This window comes from Rhodococcus sp. S3 (genome assembly GCF_058211795.1).
This window is the reverse complement of the sequence record NZ_CM177074.1, coordinates 1,069,746-1,093,116: the sequence shown is the minus strand read 5'-3', so window position 1 is coordinate 1,093,116 and position 23,371 is coordinate 1,069,746. Positions and strand designations below refer to the sequence as shown.

The 23,371-nt window shown below is 68.3% G+C and carries 28 protein-coding genes and 1 tRNA gene; 7 read left to right on the top strand and 22 right to left on the bottom strand.

Annotated elements, in window-relative coordinates:
- Positions 1–148: 148 nt before the first annotated feature.
- The gene (gene rsmI, locus AC0LPE_RS05240; protein ID WP_059381661.1) at positions 149–1,036 is read right to left on the bottom strand and encodes a 16S rRNA (cytidine(1402)-2'-O)-methyltransferase; all 888 of its coding nucleotides are present in this window, start codon (positions 1,034–1,036) and stop codon (positions 149–151) included.
- Positions 1,037–1,059: 23 nt separating this feature from the next.
- Between rsmI and AC0LPE_RS05235 the strand changes: the two genes are divergently transcribed.
- Entirely contained in the window at positions 1,060–2,637 is a 1,578-nt protein-coding gene (locus tag AC0LPE_RS05235; protein ID WP_490605737.1) for a dolichyl-phosphate-mannose--protein mannosyltransferase, read from the top strand.
- A gap of 13 nt (positions 2,638–2,650) precedes the next feature.
- Here the strand turns inward: AC0LPE_RS05235 and AC0LPE_RS05230 are convergent, their stop codons facing one another.
- From AC0LPE_RS05230 to mscL (AC0LPE_RS05210), 5 genes are all read right to left on the bottom strand, one after another.
- Positions 2,651–3,451 (bottom strand): T3SS (YopN, CesT) and YbjN peptide-binding chaperone 1, encoded by an 801-nt coding sequence (locus AC0LPE_RS05230; protein ID WP_088899248.1) that lies wholly within the window; start codon positions 3,449–3,451, stop codon positions 2,651–2,653.
- An 88-nt stretch (positions 3,452–3,539) separates the two neighbouring features.
- Positions 3,540–3,986, bottom strand: coding sequence for a hypothetical protein (locus AC0LPE_RS05225; RefSeq protein WP_490605736.1), 447 nt, complete (start codon positions 3,984–3,986; stop codon positions 3,540–3,542).
- The gene (locus AC0LPE_RS05220; RefSeq protein WP_490605735.1) at positions 3,983–5,593 is read right to left on the bottom strand and encodes a BCCT family transporter; all 1,611 of its coding nucleotides are present in this window, start codon (positions 5,591–5,593) and stop codon (positions 3,983–3,985) included. Before AC0LPE_RS05220 ends, AC0LPE_RS05225 begins: the two co-directional genes overlap by 4 nt.
- Before the next feature lie 114 nt (positions 5,594–5,707).
- Positions 5,708–6,070, bottom strand: coding sequence for a GntR family transcriptional regulator (locus tag AC0LPE_RS05215; protein WP_088899233.1), 363 nt, complete (start codon positions 6,068–6,070; stop codon positions 5,708–5,710).
- A 12-nt stretch (positions 6,071–6,082) separates the two neighbouring features.
- Positions 6,083–6,532 carry a large conductance mechanosensitive channel protein MscL gene (mscL, locus tag AC0LPE_RS05210; RefSeq protein WP_016692908.1) on the bottom strand — a complete coding sequence of 150 codons (450 nt, stop codon included), beginning with the start codon at positions 6,530–6,532 and terminating at the stop codon, positions 6,083–6,085.
- Between the two features lie 150 nt (positions 6,533–6,682).
- Between mscL (AC0LPE_RS05210) and arsC the strand changes: the two genes are divergently transcribed.
- Positions 6,683–7,030, top strand: a complete 348-nt coding sequence (gene arsC, locus AC0LPE_RS05205) for an arsenate reductase (glutaredoxin) (RefSeq protein ID WP_085468971.1) — start codon at positions 6,683–6,685, stop codon at positions 7,028–7,030.
- Between the two features lie 6 nt (positions 7,031–7,036).
- Here the strand turns inward: arsC and arcA are convergent, their stop codons facing one another.
- Positions 7,037–8,248 (bottom strand): arginine deiminase, encoded by a 1,212-nt coding sequence (gene arcA, locus AC0LPE_RS05200; RefSeq protein ID WP_088899232.1) that lies wholly within the window; start codon positions 8,246–8,248, stop codon positions 7,037–7,039.
- Between the two features lie 105 nt (positions 8,249–8,353).
- Here arcA and AC0LPE_RS05195 point away from each other — a divergent pair, with 105 nt between their 5' ends.
- Positions 8,354–8,821, top strand: a complete 468-nt coding sequence (locus tag AC0LPE_RS05195) for a heme-binding beta-barrel domain-containing protein (protein ID WP_059381669.1) — start codon at positions 8,354–8,356, stop codon at positions 8,819–8,821.
- Between the two features lie 45 nt (positions 8,822–8,866).
- On the opposite strand, the gene AC0LPE_RS05190 is transcribed toward AC0LPE_RS05195, so the two are convergent.
- From AC0LPE_RS05190 to AC0LPE_RS05160, 7 genes are all read right to left on the bottom strand, one after another.
- Positions 8,867–9,715 carry an SDR family oxidoreductase gene (locus AC0LPE_RS05190; RefSeq protein WP_059381670.1) on the bottom strand — a complete coding sequence of 283 codons (849 nt, stop codon included), beginning with the start codon at positions 9,713–9,715 and terminating at the stop codon, positions 8,867–8,869.
- Between the two features lie 142 nt (positions 9,716–9,857).
- Complete coding sequence (locus AC0LPE_RS05185) at positions 9,858–10,001, bottom strand: hypothetical protein (protein ID WP_153811617.1); 144 nt, start codon at positions 9,999–10,001, stop codon at positions 9,858–9,860.
- 101 nt (positions 10,002–10,102) lie between these two features.
- Positions 10,103–10,175 (bottom strand) — tRNA-Ala (locus tag AC0LPE_RS05180).
- 163 nt (positions 10,176–10,338) lie between these two features.
- The gene (gene sepX, locus AC0LPE_RS05175) at positions 10,339–11,157 is read right to left on the bottom strand and encodes a divisome protein SepX/GlpR (protein WP_490605734.1); all 819 of its coding nucleotides are present in this window, start codon (positions 11,155–11,157) and stop codon (positions 10,339–10,341) included.
- A 256-nt stretch (positions 11,158–11,413) separates the two neighbouring features.
- Entirely contained in the window at positions 11,414–12,049 is a 636-nt protein-coding gene (locus AC0LPE_RS05170) for a GNAT family N-acetyltransferase (protein ID WP_019288787.1), read from the bottom strand.
- Positions 12,049–13,302 carry a molybdotransferase-like divisome protein Glp gene (gene glp, locus AC0LPE_RS05165; RefSeq protein WP_490605733.1) on the bottom strand — a complete coding sequence of 418 codons (1,254 nt, stop codon included), beginning with the start codon at positions 13,300–13,302 and terminating at the stop codon, positions 12,049–12,051. Before glp ends, AC0LPE_RS05170 begins: the two co-directional genes overlap by 1 nt.
- Before the next feature lie 31 nt (positions 13,303–13,333).
- Positions 13,334–14,245 carry a UTP--glucose-1-phosphate uridylyltransferase gene (locus tag AC0LPE_RS05160; protein ID WP_016692916.1) on the bottom strand — a complete coding sequence of 304 codons (912 nt, stop codon included), beginning with the start codon at positions 14,243–14,245 and terminating at the stop codon, positions 13,334–13,336.
- A gap of 61 nt (positions 14,246–14,306) precedes the next feature.
- Between AC0LPE_RS05160 and AC0LPE_RS05155 the strand changes: the two genes are divergently transcribed.
- The 4 genes from AC0LPE_RS05155 to mscL (AC0LPE_RS05140) all read left to right on the top strand — a co-directional run bounded on the left by AC0LPE_RS05155 (position 14,307) and on the right by mscL (AC0LPE_RS05140) (position 16,670).
- Positions 14,307–14,909: a 5-formyltetrahydrofolate cyclo-ligase gene (locus AC0LPE_RS05155; RefSeq protein ID WP_024103191.1), complete on the top strand. Its 603-nt coding sequence runs from the start codon at positions 14,307–14,309 to the stop codon at positions 14,907–14,909.
- A gap of 84 nt (positions 14,910–14,993) precedes the next feature.
- Positions 14,994–15,284, top strand: a complete 291-nt coding sequence (locus tag AC0LPE_RS05150) for an FmdB family zinc ribbon protein (protein ID WP_387426376.1) — start codon at positions 14,994–14,996, stop codon at positions 15,282–15,284.
- Between the two features lie 103 nt (positions 15,285–15,387).
- On the top strand, positions 15,388–16,113 hold the full coding sequence (locus AC0LPE_RS05145) for an SAF domain-containing protein (RefSeq protein WP_006553791.1): 726 nt from the start codon (positions 15,388–15,390) through the stop codon (positions 16,111–16,113).
- Positions 16,114–16,238: 125 nt separating this feature from the next.
- Positions 16,239–16,670: a large-conductance mechanosensitive channel protein MscL gene (mscL, locus tag AC0LPE_RS05140; RefSeq protein WP_006553790.1), complete on the top strand. Its 432-nt coding sequence runs from the start codon at positions 16,239–16,241 to the stop codon at positions 16,668–16,670.
- 89 nt (positions 16,671–16,759) lie between these two features.
- Here mscL (AC0LPE_RS05140) and AC0LPE_RS05135 read toward each other — a convergent pair whose 3' ends face one another.
- The 8 genes from AC0LPE_RS05135 to rpmF form a co-directional block, all read right to left on the bottom strand.
- Positions 16,760–17,398, bottom strand: coding sequence for an MspA family porin (locus tag AC0LPE_RS05135; protein ID WP_490605732.1), 639 nt, complete (start codon positions 17,396–17,398; stop codon positions 16,760–16,762).
- A 53-nt stretch (positions 17,399–17,451) separates the two neighbouring features.
- Positions 17,452–18,267 (bottom strand): MspA family porin, encoded by an 816-nt coding sequence (locus AC0LPE_RS05130; protein ID WP_490605731.1) that lies wholly within the window; start codon positions 18,265–18,267, stop codon positions 17,452–17,454.
- A gap of 577 nt (positions 18,268–18,844) precedes the next feature.
- Complete coding sequence (locus tag AC0LPE_RS05125) at positions 18,845–19,051, bottom strand: hypothetical protein (RefSeq protein ID WP_016932332.1); 207 nt, start codon at positions 19,049–19,051, stop codon at positions 18,845–18,847.
- Between the two features lie 4 nt (positions 19,052–19,055).
- Positions 19,056–19,553, bottom strand: coding sequence for a MogA/MoaB family molybdenum cofactor biosynthesis protein (locus tag AC0LPE_RS05120; protein ID WP_016932331.1), 498 nt, complete (start codon positions 19,551–19,553; stop codon positions 19,056–19,058).
- Between the two features lie 74 nt (positions 19,554–19,627).
- Complete coding sequence (locus AC0LPE_RS05115; RefSeq protein ID WP_490605730.1) at positions 19,628–20,842, bottom strand: S1C family serine protease; 1,215 nt, start codon at positions 20,840–20,842, stop codon at positions 19,628–19,630.
- A gap of 167 nt (positions 20,843–21,009) precedes the next feature.
- Entirely contained in the window at positions 21,010–22,413 is a 1,404-nt protein-coding gene (locus AC0LPE_RS05110; RefSeq protein ID WP_490605729.1) for a HAMP domain-containing sensor histidine kinase, read from the bottom strand.
- An 8-nt stretch (positions 22,414–22,421) separates the two neighbouring features.
- Complete coding sequence (locus AC0LPE_RS05105) at positions 22,422–23,111, bottom strand: response regulator transcription factor (protein WP_088899223.1); 690 nt, start codon at positions 23,109–23,111, stop codon at positions 22,422–22,424.
- Between the two features lie 69 nt (positions 23,112–23,180).
- Positions 23,181–23,354, bottom strand: a complete 174-nt coding sequence (gene rpmF, locus AC0LPE_RS05100; RefSeq protein WP_088899222.1) for a 50S ribosomal protein L32 — start codon at positions 23,352–23,354, stop codon at positions 23,181–23,183.
- Positions 23,355–23,371: the final 17 nt, after the last annotated feature.

Here is a 23,371-nt window from a genome sequence, read left to right as displayed (position 1 = left end):
GAAGCCCCCGACAGCGTCCGACCGGCCGGTGCCGGTGACGTCTGCGCTCGGGACCCGGCAGAGTCTAGGCTTCCGTGGCACGCAGTGTCCCCGGACCCCGCGGCGCGTCCGATATGCGTTCTTCTCGATCGGTGGGCGGCAGGCCTCGTCAGTCGCGACGCGCTTCCAGCACCGCGTCGTACAGTTCGCGCTTCGAGACCGTCGCACCGGACGACTTCGACGCCGCTTCGGCGACGACGGCGCAGGCGTCCTTCAGCCGCATCCCGTCCTCGACCTTCCGTTCCACCTCGTCGACGAGGTCGACGGGGTCGGTGGCCACGGCAACCGCTCCTTCGAGCACCACGGTGATCTCACCGCGCGCGCCCTCGACGGCCCACTCGGCGAGTTCGGCAAGCGTGCCGCGGCGCACTTCCTCGTAGGTCTTGGTGAGCTCGCGGCAGACGGCGGCGCGACGGTCACCGCCGAGCACGTCGACGGCGTCGGCCAGACACGCCGCGAGCCGGTGCGGTGCCTCGAAGAACACCACGGCGCGAGGCTCGTGGACGAGCGTTCCGAAATACGCGCGTCGCTGGCCCGGCTTGCGGGGTGGGAACCCGTCGAAGCAGAACCGCTCGACGGGCAGGCCCGACAGGGCGAGGGCAGTGGTGACGGCCGACGGACCGGGCAGGCAGGTCACCGGCAGACCGGCCTCGACGCACGCCGCGACGAGCCGGTAGCCGGGATCGCTCACCGACGGCATGCCCGCGTCGGTGACGAGCAGGACGGTGCGGCCCTCCTCGATGTCGGTGACCAGGCCCGGCAGCCGCGACACCTCGACCTGGTCGTAGAAACTCACGACCCGCCCGGTGATGGTGACGCCGAGCGCCGCGGCGAGTGCCTTGGTGCGCCGGGTGTCCTCGGCGGCGATGACGTCGGCGGTGCCGAGGGCGTCGCGGAGACGCGCCGAGGCGTCACCGATATCTCCCATCGGAGTGGCGGCCAGCACGAGCCGGCCCTCTCCCGGATTCGCGCCCTGGACCGGTTTGGCTGCCTGCATACGGCTCAGCCTACGATCGGAACGTGACCGTGACGGACCGCAGCCCTTCACAGGCCCCCGGCCGTGGTCCGTCGGCAGCGCAGGATCGTCGCCTCATCGGTCCCGGCCCGTTGGTGCCCGGACCCGAGCCCCTCCCCGGAGATCGGGCGCGTGGCTGGATCGTCACCGCCTTCGTCACGGCGCTCGCTGCGATCACGCGGTTCACGATGCTCAACTACCCCACCGATGCGAAGACACCGGTGTTCGACGAGAAGCACTACGCACCGCAGGGCTGGCAGGTGCTCACCGGCGGCTGGATCGAGGACAACCCCGGTTACGGGCTCGTCGTGCATCCGCCCGTCGGCAAGCAGATGATCGCGCTCGGCGAGGCACTGTTCGGATACACGGCGTGGGGTTGGCGTTTCTCGGCCGCGGCGGCCGGTGTCGTGCTCGTCCTGCTGGTCGTGCGGATCGTGCGGCGGCTGACCCGTTCGACGATGCTCGGCGCGGTCGCCGGTCTGCTGCTCGTCGTCGACGGGGTGACCTTCGTGTCGTCCCGCCTGGGCATGCTCGACATCTTCCAGGCGGTCTTCGTCGTCGCGGCCTTCGGGTGCCTGATCGTCGACCGCGACGACGTGCGTGCCCGCATGGCGAAGGTGCACGCCGAGGGCCGTGTCCTCGACAGTGTGTGGGGTCCGCGTTTCGGGGTGCGCTGGTGGCGCTTCGGTGCGGGCATCCTGCTGGGTCTCGCGGTGGGCACCAAATGGTCGGGCCTGTACTTCATCGCGTTCTTCGGGCTGATGTCCGTCGCCTTCGACCTCGCGACTCGACGCGCCTACCGGGTGCAGCGACCGTGGATCGGGACGGCCCTGCGCGACATCGGTCCGGCGTTGTACGCCCTCGTGCTCGTCCCGCTCGGGGTCTACCTGTCGACCTACTGGGCGTGGTTCGCGAGCGAGACCGGCGTCTACCGTCACGCGGTCGGCTCGCGGATCGGCCACGACGGGATGTTCTCGTTCGTGCCCGACGCGCTGCGCTCGCTCTGGTACTACAGCGCGAGCGTCCTCGAGTTCCACTCCGGTCTGACGAACTCGGCCGGCAACCAGCATCCCTGGGAGTCGAAGCCGTGGACGTGGCCGATGGGTCTGCGGCCGATGCTGTACTACTTCGCCGACGGCGAGCGGATCAGCGGATGCGACGCCGAGCAGTGCGTCAAGGCCGTGATGCTGGTCGGAACGCCGGCGCTGTGGTGGGTGTCGCTGCCGGTGCTCGGGTGGGGACTGTGGCAGCTGCTCGTCCGCCGCGACTGGCGGTGGGCCGCGGTGCTCACCGGCTACGGCGCGGGGATCCTGCCGTGGTTCGCGAGCCTCGACCGGCAGATGTACTACTTCTACGCGGTGCCGATGGCGCCCTTCCTGGTGATGGGTGTCGCGCTGGTGCTCGGCGACATCCTCGGTTCACCGCACGCCTCGACGGAGCGGCGGACGACCGGGCTGCTCGTGGTGTGCCTGTATGTGGGGCTCGTCATCGCGAACTTCGTGTGGTTGTGGCCGATCCTCACGGCACTGCCGATCACGCCGGAGCACTGGAACGACCAGTTGTGGCTCCCCAGCTGGCGCTGAGGAGGGTCCGGGTTCAGTTCGGTTCGTCGAGCACGCTGCCCTCTGGCAGGTCGACGTCGCGGTCCCTGTCGGAGCCGTAGCGGACGCCGTCGAAGCGGCGCGCGAATCGCTCGTCGACGACCGTGAGGAAGCCCTTGAGTCGCTGGAGCAGCTCGGACAGGTGGCGGGGTACGAACGGATCGCCGAGCAGGTCGACGGTGGCGACGAGGCGGTCCTCGACGAGCACCACCTTGATGTGCGGCCACGTCCGGTTCAGCTCGGTGAGCTCGGCCAGCGCGTGGGTGCGACCGGCGGCGGGCGTAGCTCCCGGGGTGTCGTTCTCGGGGATCGCGTGCAGCAGCGGCGCCCACAGCCGGATGCTGCCGTCGTCGTCGATCACGACGAAGACCACCTGGGAGTCGAGGACCACGACGAAGTCGCCGTCGGCGTCGACCGGCACCGGGCGCCCGAGGGCGTGCGCGAGTGCGTCGCTCACGCGCTCGCGGAGGTCGCCGAGGGCGGACGGCGGATGTGCCTGCAGGAAGGCCGGATGCGGGACCTTCCCGCGACCGCGCAGCACCGACACGATGTGCCGGGCGAGCATGTCGGCCTCGGACACCGGCCGGGTGACCGGCTCGGATCCGGTGACCTCGACGGTGGCGTGTCCGCCGGCGCTCGCGTGCACGTGCACGCAGGCCGCGGGCCCGGAGGCGGTCTCGGCGTGCAGCTCGAACGCGTCGGAGCCGGCGAGTTCGGAGATGCGCCGGGCCAGCTGCGAGGCGTAACGGACCCAGTCGCGGTCGAGGGCCTCGTCGAATCGTTCGGTGTCGGTCACGCGCACTCCTCTCGAAGAGCAACTGCCGGGCAGGCGACACCGTACTCGGGGTGGACGACAACTCACCGCAGGCACGCGGCGTCGTGTGTCACCCGTGATGCCGCTGTGCGACCGCTGCCCACACCGCGACCCGCGACCCGCGTTCGAGGATGTCGACGATCGCGAATCCTGCCTGTGCGAGAACGGTGCTCACCGTCATCGAGACGGTTCCGGTGTCCTCCCCCGGCCCCGCCTCGTCGATCACCCACAGTTGTCCGTCGCCGGTCAGCAGCGGCGCGAGGGCGGCCACCGCAATGGTGTCCGTGCGGAGTTCGGGAAGGTCGAACGTGTAGATGCGGTCGAACTGCTCCTGCTGCGCGAACTCGTGGGCACGGGTCGCCGAGGGGACCACGCGCACGCGGCCGCTGGGGCCGACCTGCTCGGCGACCACGGCGGAGGCGGGCCCGGTGTCGATCGCGAGGACGGACGTGCCCGGACGCGGATCGAGGACGTCGAGCAGGAACTCGACGCCCTCGATGCGGGACCGTTCGGTCATTCGACCTTGCGCAGTGTCCGTTTCCTGCGCCCGCCCGTGATCAGGGGGTCGCGCTGCAGATCCAGGTAGAGCGACACGCACAGGCCGATCATCACGAGGAGGAAGGGGGCCGCGGCGATGATTGTCATCGTCTGCAGGGCGTTGAGCGCTTCCTCGCCGCCGCTCCACAGCAGCAGGGCCGCGACGCCGCCGGTGAGTCCGCCCCAGAAGATCACGACGCCACGATTCGGCGCGAGGGTGCCGCGCTGACTGAGGCTGCCCATCACCATCGACGCGGAGTCGGCTCCGGAGATGAAGAAGATGGCGATGAGGAGCATCGCGACGACCGTGGCGATACCGGTGAGCGGAAGGTTTCCGAGCACCCCGAACAGCTGTCCTTCGACGCTGTCGGCGCCCGCGATGTCGTACCCGTCCAGTTGCTGTCCGATACCGGCGCCGCCGAAGATCGAGAACCAGATGAGGCTCACGAGGCTCGGGACGAGGATGACACCGACGATGAACTCGCGGATGGTGCGTCCACGGCTGATGCGGGCGAGGAACATGCCGACGAAGGGCGCCCACGAGACCCACCACGCCCAGTAGAAGATCGTCCAGCTCGACAGCCACTCACCTGCGGCCTCGTTGGAGGCGGCCGTGCGCGCCGACATGCGGGCGAACTCCGCGGCGTAGGCACCGAGGGTGGTGGGCACGAGGTTGAGGATGAAGACGGTGGGTCCGAGCACGAACACGAAGACAGCCAGGATCGCGGCGAGCACCATGTTGATGTTCGACAGGTACTGGATGCCCTTGGCGACACCCGTGACCGCGGACGCGATGAACGCGAGCGTGAGCAGTGCGACGATCGCGACGAGCAGCATCACGCCGGCCGTCTCGAGCCAGCCTGTGACTTCGAAGCCCGATCCGATCTGCAGCGCGCCCAGGCCGAGCGACGCCGCCGTGCCGAACAGGGTCGCGAACAGGGCGAGGATGTCGATGACCTTGCCGAGCGGCCCTTCGGCCCGGCGTCCCAGCAGAGGGATGAACGCCGAGCTGATGAGCTGCTTGCGGCCCTTGCGGAATGTGCCGTACGCGATGGCCAGGCCCACGACGGCGTAGATCGCCCAGGGATGCAGGCTCCAGTGGAACATCGAGGTCGCCATCGCGACGCCGGTGCCGCCGTTGCTGCCCGGTGGCGGCTCGACGAAGTGCGAGAGCGGCTCGGCGACACCGAAGAACATCAGACCGATGCCCATGCCGGCGGCGAACATCATCGAGATCCAGCTGACGGTGCGGAACTCCGGTTTCTCGTCGTCCTTGCCGAGCGGGATCCGGCCGTAGCGACTCACCGCCAGCCAGAGCGCGAAGAACACGAATCCGCTCGCCGTGAGCACGAACAACCAGCCGAACTCGACGACGATCCAGTCGAGGATGTTCCCGGTAACGGCCCCGAAGTTCTCCGTGGCGGCCAGACCCCACACCACGATCGCCGCGACCAGCGCGGCAGCGACTCCGAAGACCACCTTGTCGGTCTGCGGCGGATGCGCCGCAGACTCGGCTACTGCAGGAGCACCGGCGCCCGAGACCTCGTCGATCTCCTCGGACCCGGGCCGATCACCAGGGACGTTCATGCGAACAAACCTTCCAAGTTTCGGCCGCCTGCGGAGCGGAATCACCGAACCCGAGAAAATCGTCACATTTCGGACGCACCCTGCATACTCTGCGCGAACCGGAAGACGGGCAGGTCAGCCCGCGCGCAGGGCGGCCGAGACGAATTCGAGGATCTCCTCGTCGGACATCCCGAGCGCCCTCACCTCCGCAACGTACTCGTTGGTGGATCGCTGGGCCCGCGTCCGGGTGGGATCGCCCGTGTCGGCGACGAACGTCCCCGCCCGCCCGCGGGCCTCGAGCACACCCAGCTTCTCGAGTTCCCGGTAGGTCTTCGCGACCGTGTTCGGGGCGATGCCGAGTGTGTCGGCGAGACCCCGGACCGTGGGTAGCTTGGAACCTGCGATCAGCTCACCATCGTGTACCAGGTCGACGATGCGTCGGCGCAGTTGCTCGAACGGCGGGACGGGTGAGTCGGGATCGATGGTGAGGTCGAGCATTCTCGCAGGTTATCAGCGCTCGGTGACCTTGACGGGCGCTTCGGCCGAGGGCGCGTCGGCGGGCGCGGTGTTGTAGCTGCCGGTCTCGAGCAGGTCGCGGATCTGGATGAGCAGATCGGTCTCGCTCAGCGGCTCGTCCTCGGGCTCCTTCTCCGGCGCGAAGCGGGCCTTGGCGGCATTGACCGGCACGATGAGCACGAAGTAGACGACGGCGGCGATGATGAAGAAGTTGATCGCCGCGGAGATGACGGCACCGAGGTTGACGAAGGTCGCGTCGTTCGACGAGAGCAGGCGGAAGCCGAAGCCCATCTCGTTGTCGCCACCCACAGCAGCGACCAGCGGGTTCACGATGTGATCGGTGAACGCCGTGACGATGGACGTGAACGCCGCGCCGACGACCACTGCGACGGCGAGTTCGACGACGTTTCCGCGCAGCAGGAAATCCTTGAAACCTTTGAGCATCGTGCTCCGTGCCTTTTCTGAGAGGGAATTCGAAAACTTCAGGGCGCGGAAATCGTAATAATGCTTCCCAACAGCTTCAACAGGGACGAATCGGGCAACACGAGCGCGAGTGACACCGGAGTATGGGCTGTGCCAGGGCAGAATCGGGCCATGGCAACCACGGCGACGATCTATCACAATCCGCGTTGCAGCACGTCACGCAACACTTTGGCGTTGCTGAAGGAAAACGGGCTCGAACCCACGGTCATCAAATATCTCGAAACTCCGCCCTCCCGCGACGAGCTGCGGTCGCTGCTCGATGCGGCAGGTCTCACACCGAGTCAGGCGATCCGGAAGAAGGAATCGCTCTACAAGGAGCTGAACCTGGCCGAGGCGTCCGAGGACGAACTGCTCGACGCGATGGTCGCGAACCCGATCCTCATCGAGCGCCCGCTGGTCGTCACCGACAAGGGCACCGTGCTCGCGCGTCCGGTCGACAAGGTGCGCGAGATCCTCTGACGCCAGTTATAGGACCGCCCGCGAGAGCGGGCACGACATGCATCGCGGACCGCCGCGGCCGGAACCGAGTTCCGACCCGGCGATCCGCAGCACCTCGACCCCAGAATCCTCGAGGCGGGTGTTCGTCTCGACGTTGCGTTCGTAGGCGACGACGACGCCGGGCGCCACGGCCAGCGTGTTGTTCCCGTCGTCCCACTGCTCACGCTCGGCGACAACGGAATCCAGACCGGTGTCGATGACGCGCAGTTTCTCGATCCCCATCGCGTCGGCGGCCGCCTCGAGGAAGGGGCGCGGTCCCGAGATCTGTACCGCGCCGTTCTCGCGGTGGATGGCGAACGCCTGCAGGCTGTCCCGGATCGCCGGGTACATCACCACCGCGTCGACGTCGACCATCGTGCACACCGTGTCGAGGTGCATCGACGCCCGTCGCTGCTCGATCGGGACCGCCAGCACGGTGTGCGCGAGACCGTCGTCGAAGGCGCTGCGCGCCAACGCTTCCGCACCGGCCGGGCTGGTCCTCTCCCCCACCCCGACGGCCACGACGCCGGGCGCGAGCAGCAATACGTCGCCGCCCTCGACGGGCGCGGTGTGCGATTCGTACGCGCGTCGCACGTGGAGGAACTGCGGATGGAAGGCGTAGATGAGGTCGGTGAGGCTGGTCTCGCGCCGGCGCGCGGGCAGCGCCAGATTGGGGATCGCCACGCGCGTTCCGATCCAGAACGACGAATCGCGCGTGAACAGCAGGTTCGGAAGCGGTGCGATCGCGAAATCGGAGCCGTGGTGCATCAGGCGCACGAGGGACGGGGCCGCGCCACTGCCTACCGCGGGCAGTTCGTCGAAGGTCATGCCCGCGATGAGGATCCGGGCGAGTTCGGCAGCGGGCAGGGCACGCAGATGGCCCGTCAGCTCCTCTGCGAGCGCATAACCGAGACGTTGCGCGTCGACGGCCGACGACACGCTCTGCACCCGCGCGGCGCCACTGGCCTCGAGTGTCTCGGTGAGCAGGTCTGCCAGCAGGAACACCTCGACCCCGCGGCTGCGCAGCAGCTCGGCGAAGGCGTCGTGCTCCTCCTGGGCGCGCGCCACCCACGGCAGGGCGTCGAAGAGCAGCTGGTCGTTGTTGCGGGGCGTGAGGCGTTCGAGTTCGGCACCGGGCCGGTGCAGCATCACGGCGCGGAGTTCACCGACTTCGGACTCGACACCCCAGCGATGACTCATATGCTCACGGTATCGCGCAGGACGGCGGCAGCCGGGTCAGGCGCGTCGAGTACGGCGACAACGATTGCGAAGAACACACCGATCCGAGAACACGAGGGAGATTTCATGGCCGACGACCCGCTCGGGTGCCTGGCACCGTTCGCCGGGCGCTGGACCGGAGGTGGCGACGGCCACTACCCCACCATCGACGACTTCGCGTACGACGAGACGATCGAGTTCGCCACCATCCCCGGCAAGCCGTTCCTGATGTACGTCAGCCGTACGCGGCACCGGACCGAGGGACGCCCGCTGCACACGGAGAACGGCTACCTGCGCCGCAGCGGCGACGACGTCGAACTGCTCGTCTCGCAGCCCACCGGGTTCGTCGAGATCCAGCGGGCCAGGCCGGCCGGCGGCGTGCTGGACTTCACCACCCTCACCCTGGAGCGCTCGCCCGAGGCCAAACCCGTACACGAGGTCCGGCGGCGCTTCGAGGTCGACGGCGACACGCTGGTCTACGACTTCTGGATGGCCCACGCCGACACCCCGCTGACGCACCACCTGCACGCCGAGCTGCACCGCGCGTCGGAGTGAGTTCAGTGGATCCGGCCCCGCTCAGCGGGGTCGGATCCACCGAGATCACTTGGTGCCGACGACGCGACGGAAGTAGTCGTTGGCGGCCTGCATGACCAGGTTGTAGGGCGGTGCGAACTTACGCGCCCACCAGTAACCGAACCTGGTGTCGAACGACGTGTAGACCATGAAGCGGTTCTTCAGGATGCCGGCGACGATGCGCTCGGCCACCTTCTCGGGCGTCGCGGCGTGCCGGACGAACCGTTGGGTGAGCTTGCGGACCTCGGGGCGGTCGCGGTCGACGCCGACGATCTGCACGGTGTCGACGAGCGGTGTGCGCACGGCCCCCGGGACGACGAGCGAGACACCGATGCCGTCGCGCTTGAGGTCGAACCGCAGCACCTCCGATACCCCGCGCAGACCGAACTTGCTTGCGCTGTAGGCGGCATGCCACGGCAGGGCGAGCAGCCCGGCGGCAGAGGAGACGTTGACGATGTGCCCGCCGCGACCGGCCTCGATCATCGCCGGTACGAAGTTCTCGATGACGTGGATGGGCCCCATGAGGTTGACGTCCACCATGAGCTTCCAGTGCTCGTGCTTCAGCCGGTCGACGGTGCCCCACACCGATACTCCGGCGACGTTGGCGACGATGTCGAGCGACCCGCACGCCTCGTGCACGTCGCGGGCGAAGGCTGTGACGGCCTCGTAGTCGGAGATGTCGAGGGCGGCCGAGTGCAGGACGGTGCCGCCGCGTTCACGAACGCTGCGGACGACCTCGTCGAGGGCCTCCTCCTGCAGGTCGGTGAGCACCAGCCGGGCCCCGCGTTCGGAAGCGGCATGGGCCAGGGCGCGGCCGATTCCGCTGGCCGCGCCGGTCACAAGGAATTTGGTTCCGCGCAGGTCGGTGATCGCCATGGCGACACCCTAACGTCGCCGTGACGACACGACGCTCCGGCGCGCCACGGACGAACCGGATGCGCCGGAGCGAAGCGACTTGTGTGTCTGCGCGAAGCGACTTGTGGGCCGGAGTGTTCGTGTTCCACTCCGGGGACGGAACTCAGAGCCGCTGTGCCATCTCCTCCTGGTATTGCCGAATCGTGCGCTCGATCATCTCGACATCGTCGTGGCGATTCTCGCTGCGCGCGAGATCGGCGCGCTCGCGCAGTACCCGGATCGCCCGACGCAACTCGTCGTCACTCATCCTGTGGTCCATGCCACACAGTCTGCCGGGTTCGGCGTGGACCCGCCAGCGAATGACCCCGCATACGACGAAAGCCCCGCCGAGGGCGGGGCTTTCGGGGGTGGAGCTGAGGGGAATCGAACCCCTGACCTCTTCGATGCGAACGAAGCGCGCTACCAACTGCGCCACAGCCCCGTAGGTTCCGAGGGAACCGACTCGCAAACTCTAGCAAACCACCCCGTCCATCACGAAATCGGAGTGTCGGCGCAGGTGACAGGCGATTTCGCGACCTGCTCCGCAGACGGGCCGGGGCCCGCACCGATTCGGTGCGGGCCCCGCCGGAAGCATCGTCGGACGATCATTCCCCCACTGCGCGGGGAACGACGTAGTCGCCGGACTCGTCGTCGCCGTCGCTCGCTCGGACGTCGTAGCCGTGGTCGATGCCGTAGTCGTCCTCGTAACGATCGAGATGTTCGAACTCCGGATCCTCGTCGTCGACCTCGAGGACCACGGCCCCCGGGCGACGCAGTCGCTGCGGAACGTCGTCGTGGCCGCCGCGGGCCCCCGCGCGGGACCGTTGCAGTCGTGCGAGGCGACGCCGCCGGATCTCCTGCTCGAGATGCACCTGGCGCCGCAGGTAGAACAGATAGGCGACGAGGGCCACGGCCGCGAGACCGGCGAGCCACCACATGACCGACGAGACGATCAGGGCGAGCGCCGAGGTCATGATCGCGGCGATCAGCAGGCCGAGGACGGCCCGCTGCCGGAATTCGTATCGTGCGGCGCTGGCGACCGCATCGGCGTGCGGGTCGAATCCGCCGCGGCCCCGGCGTTGCGGTGCGTGTGCGCGCACGGGCTCACGGTCGGGTGCTGCTTCGTCGTGGACGTCGGCCTCGTCGGAATCGATCTCCGGCCTGTCGTCGAGTTCAGTGTTCATGCGGTCCTCCGCGGGTGTGCGGTGCGTGCGGTCACGACTCGGACGCCAATGAGGATCGCTGCGGTGCCCGGCGGCCGGCCCTCGAGGGGTGATCGGCGCGTCGTCTCCGCGGTGCAGAACTCGAGTTGCGAGCGCGGCGTCGGTCGTCTGCCGGATTCGAGGACGCTTCGTGACCAGCATGGGAACCAGAACGAACAACCACACGGCAACGAGCCCGATCCACAGAAGCGAGTTCGGCATCCGGTGGTCCTCCCTCCAGTCGTCGCCCTACCAGCCCGTCGACGCCACCGACCTACATGAGGCTAACGGCATCACCGCGTTTACCTGTACAGAAACGCCGACTCGATCGACAACAGACGTCACTCGAGTCACGCGAAACCAATTGACACTTTCTTCACTCTAATCACAGAGATCCCACACGCGCTGGGGATTGTTACTCGAGTTGCGAGTAACCTGCGTTACATAGCGGACGGACCCGACTCGAGACGGAAAGCGATCAGGACCAGGTCGCGCGACCGGCACGGACGAGGCGATCCGAGACCGAGCCCGGCACCTCCTCGACCGTCATCGCGACCAGCAGATGGTCGCGGAACCGGCCCTGGACGTCGAGGTAGCGCTTCAGCAGACCTTCCTCGCGGAAGCCGACCTTGCGCAGCACCGCGCGACTGGCCTCGTTCTCCGGGCGCACGGTGGCCTCGACGCGGTGCAGCCCGACCGGGCCGAAGCAGTGGTCGAGGCCCAGGGCGACGGCGGCGGTCGCGACACCGAGGCCGTTGACCTCCTTCTCCACCCAATAGCCGATCCAGGCCGAGCGCAACGCTCCGCGCACGATGTTGCCCACCGTCAGCTGCCCGCAGAACCTACCGTCCAGTTCGATGGCCATCGGCAGCATCAGGCCCTTGTGGGCCTCCGACCGCAGGCTCCGATAGAGCCCCGGCCACACCGAGATGTGGTGCCGCATGTCCCACGGCGCCTCACCGGTCGGCTCCCACGGCTCGAGATGCGCACGATCACGCAGACGCAGGCGGCTCCACGCCGCGGCATCGCGCAGTCGGATCGATCGGACGGTCACCACTCCCCCGGCCACCCGCAGCGGCCCCAGTTCGGCCGGCCAGCCGGGATGACGGGACATCAACCACGCTGCCCGAGGAACGCCACGTCCACCGGATCTCCCGTGCGGATCTCGGAGACCTCGGGGTCGACGATGACGAGACAGTTCGCCTCGGCGAGGGTCGCGAGCAGGTGCGACGACGAGCCGGCAGCGCCACCGAGCGCCTGCACGAGATAGTCGCCCGTCGTCTCGTCGCGCATGAGCTGGCCGCGCAGGAAACCCTTGCGACCGGGGATCGAGGTGATCGGGGCGACCGTGCGAGCCGAGACGACGCGGCGCATCGGCTGGCGCCGGCCGAGCGCGATGCGGATCAGCGGCCGGACCATCACCTCGAAGACGACGAGCGCGCTCACCGGGTTGGCGGGCAGCAGGAAGGTCGGCACCTCGTCGCGGCCGAGACGTCCGAAGCCCTGGACCGAACCGGGATGCATCGCGATCCGCTCGACGCCCAGCTCACCGAGATCGGACAACGCCTCGCGGACCTCCTCGAGCGCGCCACCGCCCACGGCACCGGCGATCACGACGATCTCGGCGCGGATCAGCTGACCCTCGACGACCTCGCGCAGCCGCTTCGGGTCGGTGCTCGCGATGCCGACCCGGTTGACGTCGGCACCGGCGTCGCGCGCGGCCGCAGCCAGCGCGTAGGAGTTGACGTCGTAGACCTGCCCCGGCCCGGGGGTGCGGTCGACGTCGACGAGTTCGCCGCCGACGGAGATGACCGACAGTCGCGGCCGCGGATGGACGAGCACCTTGTCGCGGCCGACCGCGGCGAGCAGACCCACCTGGGCGGCCCCGATGATCGTCCCCGCCCGCACCGCGATGTCGCCGGGCTGGACATCGTCGCCGGTGCGACGCACGTAGTCGCCCGAACGCACCGCTTCGAGCACCTTGATGCGTGCGGCACCACCGTCGGTGTTGTCGAGTGGCAGCACCGCGTCGGCGAGCGTCGGCAGCGGCGCACCGGTGTCGACGCGCACCGCCTGACGGGGCTGGAGACGGATCGGCTGACGCGAACCGGCACGCACCTCGCCCACGACCGGCAGCGTCACCTCGGCGGGTGCGGACCCGCCGTCGGTCTCGGCCGGGGCCTGGAGGTCGACGCTGCGCACGGCGTATCCGTCGATCGCCGCCTGGTCGAATCCGGGTAGGGGTCGCTCGGTGACCACTTCCTCCGCACACAGCAGACCCTGCGCCTCGGAAATGGCCACCCGGACCGGCCGGGGTGCGACTGCCGCCGCCGTGACCCTGGCCTGCTGATCCTCAACCGACCGCATACCGCTTCTCGTCCTCCAGCCCGTCCTGCAGTCAGCGCTTCAGGCGCTCGAGGAGCCACTCGCGCAGCGAGGGCCCGTACTCTTCCGTGTTCAACGCCGAGTCAACCGCAGCGCGCAGATAGCCCCCGGGATTTCCGAGGTCGTGTCGGGTGCCGCGGTGCACCACCACGTGGACGGGGTGGCCCTCGGAGATGAGCAGGGCGATCGCGTCGGTGAGCTGCAGTTCTCCCCCCGCTCCAGGCTCGATGCGACGCAGTGCGTCGAAGATCGCCCGGTCGAGCAGGTAGCGGCCGGCGGCAGCGAAGGTCGACGGTGCGTCCTCCACGGCCGGCTTCTCGACCATGCCGAGCACCTTGAGCACGTCGGGGTTGGCGGCATCCGGTACGACCTCGACGTCGAAGACGCCGTACGCGCTGACCTGATCCTTGGGCACGTCGATCGCGCACAGCACGGAACCGCCACGCTTGGCGCGGACGCGCTGCATCGTCTCGAGCACGCCGACCGGCAGCACGAGGTCGTCGGGCAGCAGCACGGCGATCGCGTCCTCGTCGGGATCGAGCGCCTCTTCGGCGCACGCCACGGCGTGACCGAGGCCGAGCGGCTTCTCCTGGACCACGGACTCGACCTCGAGCAGCCCCTGAGCCTTGCGGACCTTGGCGAGGAGCTCGTACTTGCCCTTCTCCTCGAGCTTGGACTCGAGGACGAGATCCTCGACGAAGTGCGCGACCACGCCGTCCTTGCCCGGCGCCGTCACGATGAGAAGGCGTTCGGCGCCCGACTCCGCGGCTTCACCCGCCACGAGCTCGATGCCGGGCGTGTCGACCACCGGCAGGAGTTCCTTCGGAACCGTCTTGGTTGCGGGAAGGAACCGCGTCCCCATACCTGCTGCGGGGACAACCGCGGTCTTGAAATGCCGCGTGCCTCCGGTCGTACTGTTCGTCATAGACTCCCACCCTAAACTTCGGCCACCGAGGACGGTGGTTCGGCGATCGTAAGGCGCAGACATGCCCCCACCCCCGAAAGCGGTCTGGCGTGACCGCATTCTTACAGCTCGGCGCGAGCTGAGTGCTGCGAGGCGCAGAATCGAGGACACCGCGCTCGCCACGGTGGCCTCGACGCTGGCCCCGGCGGGGTCGATGGTGTGCGCATATGTGCCGGTGGGTTCGGAGCCCGGATCGATCGCGCTCCTCGACGCCCTGACCGAGGCCGGAACGACGGTGCTCGTCCCGGTGACCCGCACCGGCGAACCGTTGTCGTGGGCCCGCTACATGGGCGAGAAGACGCTGATGGCGGCCGATTTCGGGCTGCGCGAGCCGGGTGGTGAGATCTTCCCGCCCGAGGCGGTGGCGAAGGCTCACACGGTGCTCGTCCCGGCCCTGGCGGTGGACGCGCGGGGCGTGCGGCTCGGCCGCGGCGCCGGCTTCTACGACCGCACCTTGCACCTCGCCTCACCCGAGGCCGTGATCATCGCGGTGGTCCGCGATGAAGAGCTCGTCGACGAACTCCCCGAGGACCCCCACGACATCCGTATGGGATGGGCGCTGACACCCGGGAAAGGGCTGGTCCGGCTCGGTAGCGGCGACCGTGCGGAACAACACACTCCCTAGCGCGGTTGGCACTGTCGGCGGTAGAGTGCCAAAACTGCAGTACGACGAATACTGCGGTTCGACGAACTGGCGGAGGATCAACCGGTGCCCACCTACTCATATGCCTGCACGGCCTGCGACAACAAGTTCGACATCGTGCAGTCCTTCAGTGACGACTCCCTGACCGAATGCCCGCAGTGCGAGGGCAAGCTGCGCAAGCTCTTCAACTCGGTCGGCATCGTGTTCAAGGGCAGCGGCTTCTACCGCACCGACTCCCGCAGCGGCAGCACCGCGAGCGAATCCGCGTCGACGAGCTCGACCAGCTCCTCGTCGAGCGACACCAGCTCGTCGTCGTCGAGCAGCACGTCCTCGGCTCCGGCGGCCGCCGCGAGCTGACCTCCGGACTCCTTTGTCCACAGGCGGTCGAGTCATCCACAGACCGCCGTCTCCGAGGGTTCATCGGGGCCGACAGAGCATCCCCACCTTCTAGGTTCGGGGCATGCCCGTCGGCCCTTTCTCGTTCCTCCAGCGTGCGCGCGCGCATCCGCACCACTCGCGCTCCTCTGCGGGTGCCTCGCTGCAGCCCACCCTCCCCGACCGGTTCGTCGAACTCCTCCGCCCCGGCTGGTCGCGCATCGTCCGGGCCCGCCGGATCGCGGCCGGACTCCTCGCCGTCCTCGCGGTGATCCTCGCGCTGCGCGGCGACCCCGACACCGATCGTGTGGGTGTCGTCGTCGCGGCTCACGATCTCGCGCCCGGGCACACCCTCACGGCCGACGATGTCGCGCACGTGGAGCGCGATCGGTCCACTGTGGTCGCCGGGACCCTGCACGACGTCGACGACGCCGTGGGCCACACTCTCGCCGGCCCTGTGCCGGCCGGTGAACCCCTCGTGGACACCCGCCTTCTCGGTCCTCGTCTCGCCGCAGTCGCCACCGGCTCCACCGAGGCCCGCGTAGTGCCCATCCGGCTCGCCGATGCCGGGGTGAGCGAACTGCTCCGTGAGGGCGACCGCGTCGATGTCCTGACGGTGACGGAGACCGAAGAGGGACCCCTGCCCGGCGCCCACGTCCTCGCTCGGGGTGCAGTGGTGGTGCTGGCCGAATCCGGCGGTTCGACGAGGGATCGGAACGAGCGGGTCGTGCTGGTCGCGCTGGAGCCCGAACCTGCCACGGCGGTCGCGGCGGCGTCACTCGTCAGTGCTCTGACCGTCACACTGCACTGAGCATCCGCTCGTTTCCCCAGCGCAATCGCCACCCGTAACCGACCTCGCGGTTTATCGTGTGAACGTCCGTGTGACCTACCTCATGTGCGCGGCTCCGGCGGACAGGCCGCGAAAAGGAGCACACCATGCTGAAGGGCTTCAAGGACTTCATACTCAGGGGCAACGTCCTCGATCTCGCCGTCGCGGTCGTGGTCGGTGCGGCATTCACCGCTATCGTCACCGCCTTCACCGCGAACATCATCGAGCCGCTCATCAGCGCGGTGGGCGGCGACAACGAGATGGGCTGGGGCTTCGAGATCGTGAGCGGCAATCCGGAGACCTTCGTGAACATCGGCGCGGTGATCTCCGCGATCATCAACTTCATCATCATCGCCGCGGTCGTGTACTTCGTGCTCATCGTCCCCGCCAACGCGGCGAAGAAGAAGTTCGTCACCGAGCCGGAGGACAAGCAGGCCAGCGCCGAGGACCTGCTCATCCAGATCCGCGACATCCTCGAGGCACAGGCCGGCCAGGCTACTCAGGGCGCTCACGCCAAACCCAACCCGGGCATCGAGTAGGTGCACGACGACGAAAAAGACCGGGCCCGCTCGAGATTCGAGCGAGCCCGGTCTTGTCGTGCTGTGTTCGGCCTGAGCCGGACGTCTACTTAGACGGTCCAGGGAGCGCCGTAGGTGGTGACGTTGTCGCCGTTGGCCGTGATGGCGCGAACGAACGGACGGACCTGGACGGCGCCGAGGACGCCGGAGGCGGTGCCGTGGACGTTCGAGAACTGAACGGTCTTGAAATCACCGTCGAACTCGCCCTCGGCGACGACGAGCTCCTCGATGCCCGGAGCCGGGGTCAGCTCGAGCTCGGCGTAGGCCTGCGGAAGGATGTCGGTGACCGTGGCGGATGCGCCGTCCGCGGCACTCAGTCCGACCTCGAGCTGCGGGGTGGAGTAGGTGACACCGATGGCACCGTCGATGCTGCCTGCCCAGGCGAACTGGTAGCCGAACTGGAAGGTGGTGCCCTCGGCGTCGGCTGCGTCCTCGCCGAGGAGGTTCGCGGTGCCGCGGCCGTTGTGGAAGAACTCGCGGTTGAACGGGCTGCCACCGAGGGCCGGAACACCCTGGATGAAGGTGTCTTCCTGGGTCACGACGACCTCGAGGCCGTCGGAGACGATGCGGTTCTGGTCGTTGACCTCGGCCGAAGCGGCGCCCGAGGCACCGAGCACCAGACCGAGGACGGCGGCACCGGCGACGGTGGCGTTACGAGCGGCCTTGAAGCCACGCGACTTGATTCCCATGATTACTCCGTTTGTGGTGGTGGGGATTTCTTGCGGGATGGCGCGGAGCAGGACTAAAGGGTCCAGACCTGGCCGTAGGTGGTGACGTTGTCGCCGTTCTCGGTGATCACACGGACGAACGGACGGAGGGAGACCGGGCCGATGACGCCTGTAGCGGCACCGTGGACGTTGGCGATCTGAACTTCCTTGAAGTCACCGTCGAACTCACCTTCGGCGACTACAACCTCTTCGATACCAGGAGCCGGGGTCAGCTCGATCGCGACCGTAGCCTGCGGCAGCAGCCCGGACGTTTCGAGGGCGTCCTCGGCGTACGGCTCAGGGCTGGTCTTCCCATTCGGGATGAACAGCGGGTCACCCTCTTCGGTGCCGTCCGTCGTCGCGGGGACGCGGTCCTCTGCTTCGACAACGTTGCCGTCGTAGTCGATGTAGTCACCGTCGTCGTTGGTATTCCACACCTGGTCGTAGAGAGGCACGTTCTTGACACCTCGCACTGCACCCAGCTCAATCTGCGGACTGGTCCAGTTGAAGCCGAGCGCGCCGTCCACCGAAGCGGTCCACGCGACCTGGTAGCCGAACTGGAAGGTCGAACCCTCGAAGTCCGCCGCCTCGGGGCCGACGATGTTGGCGATGCCGCGGCCGTTGTGGAACCACTCACGGCTCAGCGGGCTGCCGCCGATCGGGGGCACACCGTTGATGAAGGTGTCCTCCTGCGTGACGATGACCTCGTGGCCGTTGGAGACGATCCGGTTCTGGTCGTTGACCTCGGCACCTGCGGCGCCGGCCGATCCGAGAACCAGACCGGCCACAGCAGCTGCTGCCACCGTGGCGTTGCGGGTGGCCCGGAAGCCACGTCGCGTCTGAATCTTCATGAATGCCTCATCCGTTCTCTGCGTGCCGGGTTGCGCACCGCGTCCGACAACAAGTGGTCGCCCTGTCGCCCGCGGGCCGCTGTCCACAGCGAACACACCGGCGGATCAGCCGCCGGTGTGTCGGTACGTCCATCGTCCGCACGGTTTTGCTTTACCGGTTCGTGACCGAGCCCAGGCCGCTAAGCCTGGGCTCGCCCGGTTTGAACCTGAGAGGGAGATTAGACCGTGACCATCCCTAGAGCAATGGCTAGGTTTCGTAACGCTGCGGTATAGACGGCCCGCTGCTCAGCCGCCGGGTTACCTCCCGAAAATTCTCAAATCGGGCGTTCATTCGCCTCGAATCCGTAACTTCGAATCACAGGTAAGCGGGTACGCCCGATGGCATACCCGCAGGTAGCGGGCATACTATTGCTGCACCCACAGTGCAAGACCGAATACCTTATGTGACCGGAAACACCTACTCGAAATATCGCAGAGGCCACGCGAAGGTGAACAGACCGTTGCGGCGACGTTTCGTTGCGGTCGACAACAAACTGGAATCCGAACCAGTACAACCCGAGCAGAGTGATGCAGATCACTAACCGGAGTGGTGTGGCGGAACTTGCCGGCGCAGCCATTCGTCCGATTCGCCGTTGCGCGGATCGTTCTCACGCCGCTCGTCGCGAGTGGTCTCGGGAAGGACGTCGCCGAAGATGCGCGCCAGCCGTGCCCGGTCGATCCGGACACGGCTCGTCTGCTGCTCGCCGGTCACTTCGTCACGCGACGAAGCGCGGTCGTCGGACACGGCGTCATTCCTCCATCCACGACAACTCTTCGATGACGTGCGCGGCGAGAGGCAACAACGTCGCCATCCCGTCACGGATGGCGGGGCGCGACGACGCGAGGTTCACCACGAGCGTCGACCCGGAGACACCCACGAGGCCGCGGGAGAGACCGGCGTCCATCGCACCCGACGCCAGGCCCGACGATCGCAGCGCTTCGGCGATGCCGCGGATCTCGTGGTCGAGCACGTCCTCGGTGGCGTCGGGCGTCACATCGCGCGGGGTGACGCCGGTGCCACCGACGGAGATCACCAGATCGACACCACCGATCACCGCGGTATTGAGTGCATTTCGGATCTCGACCTCGTCGGCAGCGACCGTGACGACACCGTCGACGGCGAAGCCACCTTCGACGAGAAGCTCCGTGACGAGCGGACCCGCGGAGTCCGGACTGTCGCCGTGGGAGACGCGATCGTCGACGACGACGACGAGTGCGCGGCCTTTTCTGGGAGCTTCGAGTTCCATGAGGTCCACGGTAGTTTGCGGCTCGAAAGCATGCGGCTCTTGTACCGGAATGTGAGCTATGTCCATGTCGTTCCTCATCGTCCGGCCGAATCCGACGCAGTCACCACGTCGACTGTGGTCTCGTTGCCGTCGGGCGTCTTGTAGGTGATCTTCACGGTGTCCCCCGGCGCGCGGGAGCGGATCGCGGCGATGAGCGAGTCGCCGTCGGTCACGACCCGATCGTCGATCCGGACGATGATCGCGTTGTCGGGGATTCCGGCTCGGTCGGCCGGCCCGTCGGGCACGACCTCCACGACGCGCGCACCGTAGGCGTCGTCCCGGGACGGAACCTGGACACCGATGATCGCGTGCGTCGCCTTACCCGTGTCGACGAGTTCCTGCGCGACACGCCGGGCCTGTTCGACGGGGATCGCGAAACCGAGGCCGATCGAACCCGACTGTCCGCCGGCCGTGGCGATCGCGGTGTTGATGCCGACGAGGCGGCCTTCCATGTCGACCAGCGCACCGCCGGAGTTGCCGGGGTTGATCGCCGCGTCGGTCTGGATCGCGTCGATGACCGACGCCTGATTGGCGTTGTCCCCGCTCGTGGACACGGGCCGGTTGAGTGCGGACACGATGCCCGCCGTCACGGTGCTCTGCAGTCCGAGCGGTGATCCGACGGCCACGACCTCCTGGCCTACCGCGAGATTCTCCGAACTACCGAGTTCGATGGGAGTGAGATCGGTGCGCCCTTCGGTCCGGATGACAGCGATGTCCGACACCGCATCCGCACCGACGACCGTCGCCGGCGCGGTGGACCCGTCCGAGAAGAAGACCGTCAGTTGCGCCCCCTGACCTCCACCCGCCACGACGTGGTTGTTGGTGAGGATCAATCCGTCCGACGACAGGACCACGCCCGACCCTTCACCCGCGCCGGTGCGTCCTGCGACCTCGATCCGCACGACGCTCGGCACGACCTTGTCGGCGACGGCCTGCACGCTGCCCTCGGGGGCAGCGGCGACCGACTGGGTATCGGGCTTCGGAGCGTCGAGGGAGTTGACGACCGGTCCGGACGAATCGCGCACCGACCACGCGCCGACCGCGCCACCGATGCCGCCGCTCACCAGCGCGAGCGCGATGGCCCCCACGGCGAGGGCGGAGCGACCCGGCATCCGGCCGGATCCTGCGGTCGGTGGCGGAGATGCCGACTGCTGGGGTGTCTGCGGGTAGGGGCCGGTGTATCCGCCGGGGCCGTACGGATGGGGTTGCGGTTGCGGTGCTCCCGCGCCGCGGGTGGGGTCCTCACTCATTCGTCACTTCACCTTCGTCCGCCGGGGCCACCGGACGCATACGGGTCGACGTCGGCGTGCGGTGGCCGATGATGCGGGGTGCGTCGAGCACCTCCGCGCTTCTTCGTCCAGCATGGACCGGGCAGCTGAGAGTCGCCTCAGAAGTACCCGCGATTCTGCCGTCGAATTCATTCGATCTCGGTGGGGTGTGTCTCTCCGTCGAGGGTCGGTGTGCCGGGCAGCACGATGCGGATCAGCGCGCCGCCCCGATTCGACCGTTCGACGGCGATCGTCCCGCCGTGCTTCGTGACCATCTGTCGCACGATGGCCAGTCCCAGACCGGATCCCGGCATCGACCGCGCGGTCGTCGCCCGGTAGAACCGTTCGAACACCAGTTCGCGTTCCTCCTCCGGGATCCCCGGGCCGGCGTCGTCGACGGTCAGCTCCATCAGACCGCTGGCGATCTGCCGCATGTTCACGACGACATCCTCCCCCGCCGGGCTCCACTTGGCCGCGTTGTCGAGGACGTTGACCACGGCGCGGGTGAGTCCGGCCTGGTCGCCGAAGACGAACCACTGCTCGGTGGTCGCCCGGAACTCGATGTCGGTACGCCGTCGACGCGCACGTTCGAGGCTGCGGTCCACCACCTCGGCGACGTCGACGACCTCGAAGACCGTCTCCGGTGCATCCTCCCGAGCGAGGTCGACGAGATCGCCGACGAGCGTCGACAACTCCTCGATCTGGCCGATGACGTCGGCCCGCAGTTCGGCCATGTCCTCGTCGGGCAGGCTCGGTGCACCGGGACGGCTCGCCGCGATGAGCAGTTCCATGTTGGTCCGCAGCGAGGTCAGCGGTGTCTTCAGTTCGTGACCGGCGTCGGCGACCAGCCGGCTCTGCCGCTCCCGCGACTCGGCGAGGGCGCGCAGCATCATGTTGAAGCTCTCGGTGAGACGAGCGAGCTCGTCGTGGCCGGTCACCCGGATGGGCCGCAGGTCGTCGGTGCGGGCGACCCGCTCGGCGGCGGCGGTGAGCCGGGCGACGGGACGCAGACCCGTGCGGCCGACGGTCGCGCCCACGGCGGCGGCGAGCACCACCCCGCACCCACCGACGATGAACAGCACACTCGCCAGCCGGTTGAGGATCTCGACGGTGGGACGCAGTCGCTGCGCGATCACGACCGTGCTGCCGTCGGGCATGCGCTGGGCCAGGACGCGCTGCTGGGCGACGGTGCGCAGCGACGACTCCCGGTCGCCCGAGGCCACCGCCAGCTCGGGTTCGCCGATCGGCACCGCCGAGCCCGGCGGCACGTACCTGCCGAGATCCGGGTAGATCAGGGCGACGCTGATGTCGGAGCTGTAGAGCTGGGCCCCACCGATGTAGCGCGGGTCGTAGGTGATGAGGGTGCTCGACTCGACGAGCGCGGCGGCCCGCGCCCGCAACTGCGTGTCGACATCCGAGTACAACGCCCGCGAGACCACCGCGTAGGCCGCGATGGAGGTGACGGCGACGGCGAGCGCCACCGCGCCGGCCGCGAGGAGCGTGACGCGGGTGCGCAGCGGCACCGAGCGGGTCAGGAGGAGAGGTGGTCGCATCGGGTCGCTCACGGCGGGGTCTCGCGCAGCACGTACCCGACGCCGCGCACCGTGTGGATCAGACGCGGTTCCCCGCCGGCCTCGGTCTTGCGTCGCAGGTACCCGACGTAGACCTCGAGGGCGTTGCCGGAGGTCGGGAAGTCGTAACCCCACACCTCCTCGAGGATGCGGCTGCGTGTGAGCACCCTCCTCGGGTTCGCCATGAGCATCTCCATCAGGGAGAATTCGGTGCGGGTGAGGCTGATCTGCCGGTCGCCGCGGGTGACCTCGCGGGTCGCCGGATCGAGGCTGAGGTCGGCGAACCGCAGTACCTCGTCGGCGGACGAGTCCGGGTCGGGCGCGGCACGACGCAGCAGCGCCCGCAGCCGCGCGAGCAGTTCCTCGAGCGCGAACGGTTTCGGCAGGTAGTCGTCGGCGCCCGCGTCGAGACCCGCGACCCGCTCCGAGACGGAGTCGCGCGCGGTAAGGACGAGGATCGGCAGGTCGTCGCCGGTGCTGCGCAGTCGGCGGCACACCTCGAGACCGTCGACGCGCGGCATCATCACGTCGAGCACCATCGCATCCGGACGCGACGCCGCGACCTGCTCGAGGGCGTCCTGCCCATCCGTCGCGAGGTCGACCGTGTATCCGTTGAAACTCAGTGACCGGCGCAGCGACTCCCGCACCGCACGGTCGTCGTCGACCACCAGAATGCGCATGATCACCATTGTGGCCTGCCCCTACTGAGAGCGCGCTGAGAACCCGCGGTGGCGGGCGGGCTCTACGACTCAGTCGGTCCGGGGATCGACGTCACCCCTGTGCACGGCCTCGACGAGCCTGCGGGGCACCTTCACTGTCGTTCCGTCGACCGTGACCGGCACGAGATCGGGGACCTTCGCCGTCCACTGCGACCGGCGATGACGGGTGTTCGAGCGGGACTTCCTGCGTTTGGGGACTGCCATGTCGTTCTCCTTCGATG

Excerpts from the sequence above, each read along its gene's own strand:
- rsmI (WP_059381661.1), bottom strand. The coding sequence starts at position 1,036 with ATGCAGGCAGCCAAACCGGTCCAGGGCGCGAATCCGGGAGAGGGCCGG.
- AC0LPE_RS05225 (WP_490605736.1), bottom strand. The coding sequence starts at position 3,986 with ATGACCGAACGGTCCCGCATCGAGGGCGTCGAGTTCCTGCTCGACGTC.
- AC0LPE_RS05220 (WP_490605735.1), bottom strand. The coding sequence starts at position 5,593 with ATGAACGTCCCTGGTGATCGGCCCGGGTCCGAGGAGATCGACGAGGTC.
- AC0LPE_RS05215 (WP_088899233.1), bottom strand. The coding sequence starts at position 6,070 with ATGCTCGACCTCACCATCGATCCCGACTCACCCGTCCCGCCGTTCGAG.
- mscL (WP_016692908.1), bottom strand. The coding sequence starts at position 6,532 with ATGCTCAAAGGTTTCAAGGATTTCCTGCTGCGCGGAAACGTCGTCGAA.
- arsC (WP_085468971.1), top strand. The coding sequence starts at position 6,683 with ATGGCAACCACGGCGACGATCTATCACAATCCGCGTTGCAGCACGTCA.
- arcA (WP_088899232.1), bottom strand. The coding sequence starts at position 8,248 with ATGAGTCATCGCTGGGGTGTCGAGTCCGAAGTCGGTGAACTCCGCGCC.
- AC0LPE_RS05195 (WP_059381669.1), top strand. The coding sequence starts at position 8,354 with ATGGCCGACGACCCGCTCGGGTGCCTGGCACCGTTCGCCGGGCGCTGG.
- AC0LPE_RS05190 (WP_059381670.1), bottom strand. The coding sequence starts at position 9,715 with ATGGCGATCACCGACCTGCGCGGAACCAAATTCCTTGTGACCGGCGCG.
- AC0LPE_RS05185 (WP_153811617.1), bottom strand. The coding sequence starts at position 10,001 with ATGAGTGACGACGAGTTGCGTCGGGCGATCCGGGTACTGCGCGAGCGC.
- sepX (WP_490605734.1), bottom strand. The coding sequence starts at position 11,157 with ATGCCGAACTCGCTTCTGTGGATCGGGCTCGTTGCCGTGTGGTTGTTC.
- AC0LPE_RS05170 (WP_019288787.1), bottom strand. The coding sequence starts at position 12,049 with ATGTCCCGTCATCCCGGCTGGCCGGCCGAACTGGGGCCGCTGCGGGTG.
- glp (WP_490605733.1), bottom strand. The coding sequence starts at position 13,302 with ATGCGGTCGGTTGAGGATCAGCAGGCCAGGGTCACGGCGGCGGCAGTC.
- AC0LPE_RS05160 (WP_016692916.1), bottom strand. The coding sequence starts at position 14,245 with ATGACGAACAGTACGACCGGAGGCACGCGGCATTTCAAGACCGCGGTT.
- AC0LPE_RS05155 (WP_024103191.1), top strand. The coding sequence starts at position 14,307 with ATGCCCCCACCCCCGAAAGCGGTCTGGCGTGACCGCATTCTTACAGCT.
- AC0LPE_RS05145 (WP_006553791.1), top strand. The coding sequence starts at position 15,388 with ATGCCCGTCGGCCCTTTCTCGTTCCTCCAGCGTGCGCGCGCGCATCCG.
- mscL (WP_006553790.1), top strand. The coding sequence starts at position 16,239 with ATGCTGAAGGGCTTCAAGGACTTCATACTCAGGGGCAACGTCCTCGAT.
- AC0LPE_RS05135 (WP_490605732.1), bottom strand. The coding sequence starts at position 17,398 with ATGGGAATCAAGTCGCGTGGCTTCAAGGCCGCTCGTAACGCCACCGTC.
- AC0LPE_RS05130 (WP_490605731.1), bottom strand. The coding sequence starts at position 18,267 with ATGAAGATTCAGACGCGACGTGGCTTCCGGGCCACCCGCAACGCCACG.
- AC0LPE_RS05120 (WP_016932331.1), bottom strand. The coding sequence starts at position 19,553 with ATGGAACTCGAAGCTCCCAGAAAAGGCCGCGCACTCGTCGTCGTCGTC.
- AC0LPE_RS05115 (WP_490605730.1), bottom strand. The coding sequence starts at position 20,842 with ATGAGTGAGGACCCCACCCGCGGCGCGGGAGCACCGCAACCGCAACCC.
- AC0LPE_RS05110 (WP_490605729.1), bottom strand. The coding sequence starts at position 22,413 with ATGCGACCACCTCTCCTCCTGACCCGCTCGGTGCCGCTGCGCACCCGC.
- AC0LPE_RS05105 (WP_088899223.1), bottom strand. The coding sequence starts at position 23,111 with ATGCGCATTCTGGTGGTCGACGACGACCGTGCGGTGCGGGAGTCGCTG.
- rpmF (WP_088899222.1), bottom strand. The coding sequence starts at position 23,354 with ATGGCAGTCCCCAAACGCAGGAAGTCCCGCTCGAACACCCGTCATCGC.